Source organism: Neobacillus vireti (assembly GCF_036962465.1).
Lineage (GTDB): Bacteria > Bacillota > Bacilli > Bacillales > Cytobacillaceae > Neobacillus > Neobacillus vireti_B.
Map to the genome: position 1 here is coordinate 264,181 of NZ_JBALNF010000013.1, position 5,041 is coordinate 269,221.

Annotated in this window: 7 protein-coding genes and 1 riboswitch; of the genes, 6 read left to right on the forward strand and 1 reads right to left on the reverse strand. The window is 39.6% G+C overall.

Annotated features, from left to right (window positions below; genetic code table 11):
• The first annotated feature begins 59 nt into the window (after nt 1-59).
• Both V7077_RS06100 and V7077_RS06105 read left to right on the forward strand, forming a co-directional pair.
• Nucleotides 60-554: a flavodoxin domain-containing protein gene (locus V7077_RS06100; RefSeq protein WP_335499406.1), complete on the forward strand. Its 495-nt coding sequence runs from the start codon at nt 60-62 to the stop codon at nt 552-554.
• Between the two features lie 151 nt (nt 555-705).
• Entirely contained in the window at nt 706-1,734 is a 1,029-nt protein-coding gene (locus V7077_RS06105; RefSeq protein ID WP_335499408.1) for an ATP-grasp domain-containing protein, read from the forward strand.
• Nucleotides 1,735-1,783: 49 nt separating this feature from the next.
• Here the strand turns inward: V7077_RS06105 and V7077_RS06110 are convergent, their stop codons facing one another.
• Complete coding sequence (locus tag V7077_RS06110) at nt 1,784-2,158, reverse strand: nucleotide excision repair endonuclease (protein WP_335499410.1); 375 nt, start codon at nt 2,156-2,158, stop codon at nt 1,784-1,786.
• A 253-nt stretch (nt 2,159-2,411) separates the two neighbouring features.
• On the opposite strand from V7077_RS06110, the gene V7077_RS06115 reads away from it, so the two are divergent.
• The 4 genes from V7077_RS06115 to V7077_RS06130 all read left to right on the forward strand — a co-directional run bounded on the left by V7077_RS06115 (nt 2,412) and on the right by V7077_RS06130 (nt 4,757).
• Nucleotides 2,412-2,993: a TerD family protein gene (locus V7077_RS06115; RefSeq protein WP_335499413.1), complete on the forward strand. Its 582-nt coding sequence runs from the start codon at nt 2,412-2,414 to the stop codon at nt 2,991-2,993.
• Nucleotides 2,994-3,254: 261 nt separating this feature from the next.
• Nucleotides 3,255-3,650, forward strand: coding sequence for a hypothetical protein (locus V7077_RS06120; protein WP_335499415.1), 396 nt, complete (start codon nt 3,255-3,257; stop codon nt 3,648-3,650).
• Nucleotides 3,651-4,015: 365 nt separating this feature from the next.
• Nucleotides 4,016-4,525, forward strand: coding sequence for a metallophosphoesterase family protein (locus tag V7077_RS06125; protein WP_335499417.1), 510 nt, complete (start codon nt 4,016-4,018; stop codon nt 4,523-4,525).
• A complete protein-coding gene (locus tag V7077_RS06130) occupies nt 4,518-4,757 on the forward strand; it encodes a glutaredoxin family protein (RefSeq protein WP_335499420.1) in 240 nt (79 codons plus the stop codon). The genes V7077_RS06125 and V7077_RS06130 overlap by 8 nt, the downstream gene beginning before the upstream one ends.
• A 71-nt stretch (nt 4,758-4,828) precedes the next feature.
• Nucleotides 4,829-4,938, forward strand: a riboswitch (TPP riboswitch).
• Nucleotides 4,939-5,041: the final 103 nt, after the last annotated feature.

Below are 5,041 nucleotides of genomic sequence, written 5' to 3' on the forward strand. Positions count from 1 at the left end.
CTGGAGCGGAAATCAACATACAAGATTAACACTACCTAATAAAAAGGAGGGCTAATAGCATGAAAAGTTTAATTGTTTATTGCTCGTCCCATGGGACTACAGAAAAAGTGGTTGGACTATTAAGTGAACACCTTGCAGGTGAAGTGGTATCAGTAGATTTAAAACGGGATAAGACCACCATTGATTTACATGATTATGAAGCCGTTATCATAGGCGGTTCGATTCATGCCGGCATGATTCAACGGCGAATCAAAAAGTTTATCCAAACCCATCACGATGAACTATTAGAAAAGGAACTTGGTTTATTCTTAGTTTGCATGCGTGAGGGTGAATTGGCTGTAGAGCAATTTAACAATGCCTATCCGCAAGACTTGCGGAAGAATTCGGTGGCATTAGGTTTGTTTGGCGGTGAATTTCTCGTTTCGGAAATGAATTTTTTTGAAAGACAAGTCGTGAAAAAGGTGGATGGGATTACAGCTGATCAATCAAAGTTAGACATGAACGCGATCATGGAATTTGCTTCAAGGTTTAATCACTTGAAAATGAATGTTTAGGGTGTCAGGTTCACAGGGGGAAACTGGGTTGATACAGGGATGAAACGTTCTTGCCATTTGCGGGAGCGCTTTTTTTTGGAAAAAAAGATTATAAAATCTAACCTCTTTGTCCATAATGGAAAAGTCAATTTTAATGTAAGAGAGGTTCACAATGAAAATTTGGTTTAATCGGTGGTTTACGACTGTTTCACATTATATGGATATGATTCGCGACAATGAGGATCATCGGAAATTTACGATTTATGGAACAAGCCCTACTAAAGATGCTCTTTATTTACAAAACTGTGATAAAGCCTTTGTCGAACCGGATATTGCCGGGGATGAGTATATAGAGTTCTGTCTTGAGTTTTGCCAAACGCATGGAATCGATATTTTTATTCCCCGCAAAGAAAATGTGCTCATTTCGAAGCGATTGTCTGAATTTGAAGAATTAGGGGTAAAGGTCCTCGTTTGTCCGGATGCGGTCCTGATGGAAACTATGGATAATAAGGCTGCCGCTTATCAAACCTTAACAAATGGAGTGCCAATTTTTTCGATCCCAGACTATAAGGTCGTGAATAACGTTCATGATTTTAAGTTGGCGTATACTTCGCTTAAGGAAAAGGGGCACGCGGTTTGCTTTAAACCAGCGATTGGGGAAGGGGCAATGGGTTTTCGGGTCATTAAGGAAGAACGGGAGTCCATCCATCATCTTTTCCACAGCGGTGGCGGCTATCGAATCTCCTACGATCATGCCTGTGAGGTTTTAGGGCAGCAAGAGACGTTTCCTGATTTAATGTTGCTGGAGTATTTGGATGGCAGGGAATATAGTATAGATTGCTTAGCTTCACAGCACCAATTGTATGCGGCTATACCAAGGATGAAGGGGGATGGACGTGTACGTGAACTGGTCGAAAGTGTCGAGCTGATTGATCTAGCCCACCGGTTTCACCAAGAGTACCGGTTACCATTTGTCTTTAATATCCAGGTGAAATACAGTAAAGGGCTGCCGAAGCTGCTGGAAATCAATCCGCGTATGAGCGGGGGGCTTCATTTCAGCTGTCTTTCCGGAATCAATATTCCCTATATGGCAATTAAGATTTTATTAGGGGAGGAAATCTGCCCCGCCAAGCCTCGCTTTGGTATCAGAGCAAGTCATATTGAAAAAGAAATGATTTTAACCTATGGTAATATAAGTTAACAAAAAGAGCAGGTTTTTCTATTATTAATGAATAGCCTGCTCTTCTTTATTATTTATAGAAAACTTTTTCAATATTGTATTTAGCATGAAGGGTATTAATGATGTAGGTTTCGTAGATTTCACGATCCATTGGTTCTTCGACCACTAATACGGCAATCTTATATACTTCATCGCGATGATTCTTGATTGGGGAAACAGTATCCTCAAAATGGCGTTTAATCCGAGGCCGCAGCTTTCTAGCTTTTCCTACAAAAAGCAAGTCATCATTAGCGTCAAAAAATAGGATGATGCCACCCTTGTCCCGAGGGATTTTATTATAATCAGTGAAACCATAGACACTGCTTAAAGGGGCTTCGACTTTTTCGCCGACTTGTCTGCTTTTTGTAATGACGACTTCTGGATTAGGTATTTCAATTTTTATCATAAAATGATTCGCTCCCTGCTTAAATATAAACGGCTAAAAGTTTAGCCAAGAGTCCATTATAGCATATCCTGCTAATTTAGGTTGGACTTTCTTAATTTAACCATTTTTATCAATTTAAAACCGAATAATTTGTTGTGAGGGTTTATGTGTTAAAAGTAGTAAAACTAATTTAATTTTTGTAGAATAAAGGAAGGTATTGGAACTTTATATGGTTCCGATCATCCTATAGAATACGATGGGAAAGGGTGTTAGTATGGCAATTTCATTATCTAAAGGTCAAAAGGTCGATTTAACGAAAACGAATCCTGGTTTATCGAAGGTTATTGTGGGACTGGGATGGGACACCAACCGTTATGATGGTGGAAACGATTTCGATTTGGATGCTAGTATCTTCCTTTTAAATGCGAATGGTAAGTGTTCTTCTGAAAAGGATTTTGTATTCTATAATCAGCTTGAAGGCGGAAACGGCTCAGTTGTACATACAGGTGATAATCGTACCGGCGCAGGCGACGGTGACGATGAGCAGGTGAAAGTAGATTTAGCGGCGGTTCCGGCTCAAGTGGAACGCATTTCGTTTGTTATTACGATTCATGATGCGGAAGCAAGAGGCCAAAATTTTGGACAGGTAGCGAATGCTTTTTGCCGTGTGGTAAATGAAGAAACGAACCAAGAGATTATTCGTTATGATTTAGGAGAGGATTTCTCCATCGAAACAGCGATTATCGTTGGCGAACTTTACCGCCACAACGGGGAATGGAAATTCTCAGCAGTCGGTTCCGGCTACCAAGGCGGCCTTGCACGGATCGCTACCGATTTTGGCCTCAGCGTCGGATAATTCGGACTGTAACTGATTCTAGGATCCCAGTCATGTGACTGACGAAAGCAAAACCAGATCAAAAAAGGACAAGAAGAAGATCATTCCTTCTTGTCCTTTTTTTCGTCCAATACGCCTTTTATAACTGGTTAATCACTCGTAGTTAGTGATAATGGTGACAGGCACCTTTATCACTATGTGATGCGAAGTTATTAGTCATTTCTTTTTGTAATGTGGTATGGTAAGAAGGTTAATGAATCAGTTTGTAGAGGTGACTGTAAGATGAAGTATTTACTTAAGACTCAACTTATTGCAATAGTAGTATCATTTTCGTGGATTATTTACTTGGTTGTTTTAGCCTTCCTAGATCAGCCTGACCGCGCTCTTCGGTACATAAATACGTTTGTGTTTGGATTGGCAATTCTATTAGCTATTCTATATTTTGTATTAGCAAGGTATCTGCTAGGGAGAAACTGGTCTTCTCTTTTATTAGTGCTAATCTCTTATTTTCTTCTATATAAACCAATCTTTCTAGGATTTTTATTGAAGTTAACCAATGAAAGTAATGGGAGTATCATCAAATTCCTTTCGATATCAACAGGGATAGTCCATGTTCTTGCCGTTATCATTGGAATGGGTTTTGGTATTCTCTTCACCAGGCCCGAGCGAAAAGTCTAAAACAGCAAAAGGATACATAACCAATCATTTCGTTGTGGGCAATTATCCTTTTTGATTTTTGAGTTGGATCATTCGAGGTTTGCCGGAATAACATCCACTGGGGCTAAATCTTTCTGTTACTGAAATGAGAAGTAGTGGTCATTGTTTTGGAAAGATTTCCTGTAAGGGAAAGGTCGAATTTTACCTATGTTTTTTTATGTTTGAAAATATATACTATAACAGTTCCTTTCGACATTATTGCGCGAGAAATGTCTGTTTCTGCGCTTTCCCGAGGAATAAAACGCAGTATTTTCTAGAATTCAACATAAGGGACCTGTTGTTATATAATAGATAGACTAAACTTTATGTTGAACGGGGGATGAACGATGAAGATTGTCATTATTTCCGATACCCATCTACCTAAACGTACAAAAGGACTTCCCGCCAGATTAACGGCGGAATTAGCTGATACGGATTTAATTATACATGCGGGCGATTGGAAAACAATTGATGTGTTTCATGAGCTTCAAACCTATGCCAAAGTTGAGGGGGTCTTCGGCAATGTTGACGATGATACGATCAAGGAGCATTTCCCCGAAAAAATAATCTTAGAGTTGGGCGGGTTTAAGGTAGGGATTACTCATGGACATGGCAAAGGAAAAACGACTGAAAAGCGTGCTATCCAAGCATTTGCCGAGGATGAAGTCGATTGTATTATTTTTGGCCATTCTCATATCCCATTAAAGAAGGTTGAAAAAGGTTTGCTGCTTTTTAACCCTGGTTCTCCGACTGATAAACGGCGTCAGAAGCTGTTTTCCTTTGGCATTTTTCAAATTGGTGATACGATAGAAGCAGAGCATATCTTTTTTTCGAATAAAGGAGAAACAGATGAGTAAAACAGTTATCGTTTATACAACCAACGATTGTATTGAATGTACGATGGTTAAGCGGGTCCTTACGGAAGAAGGGATACCTTTTGAGGCAAGGGACATTTCGAAAAATCCTGCTTTCCAAAAAGAAGTGGAAAAATACGGCTTTCTGGGCGTCCCAGTCACAGTCCTTAATGAACGCGCCGTCAAGGGATTTACCAATGAGCTAAAAGAAATCATCGAATTAGCAAAGAGGTAGTCTTTGGTAAGAAACAATTTCTTTACATAAAAGAATATTAGCGTTAATATGAGTGAGTAATTGAATATAAGAAGATCTACTAGGGGTGCCCTGTGTATCAGGCTGAGAGAAAACAATCAGTTTTTAACCCTTTGGACCTGATCTGGGTAATACCAGCGTAGGAAAGTAGTCGAGTGAGAAGTTTTTTGTTTCGCATTCAAAACTAACCGGGTCCATTTTTTGGAGCTGGTTTTTTTATGTTTAGGCTCTGATAATCTTGAATGTTGATTTCCGCTCCAGGCGGC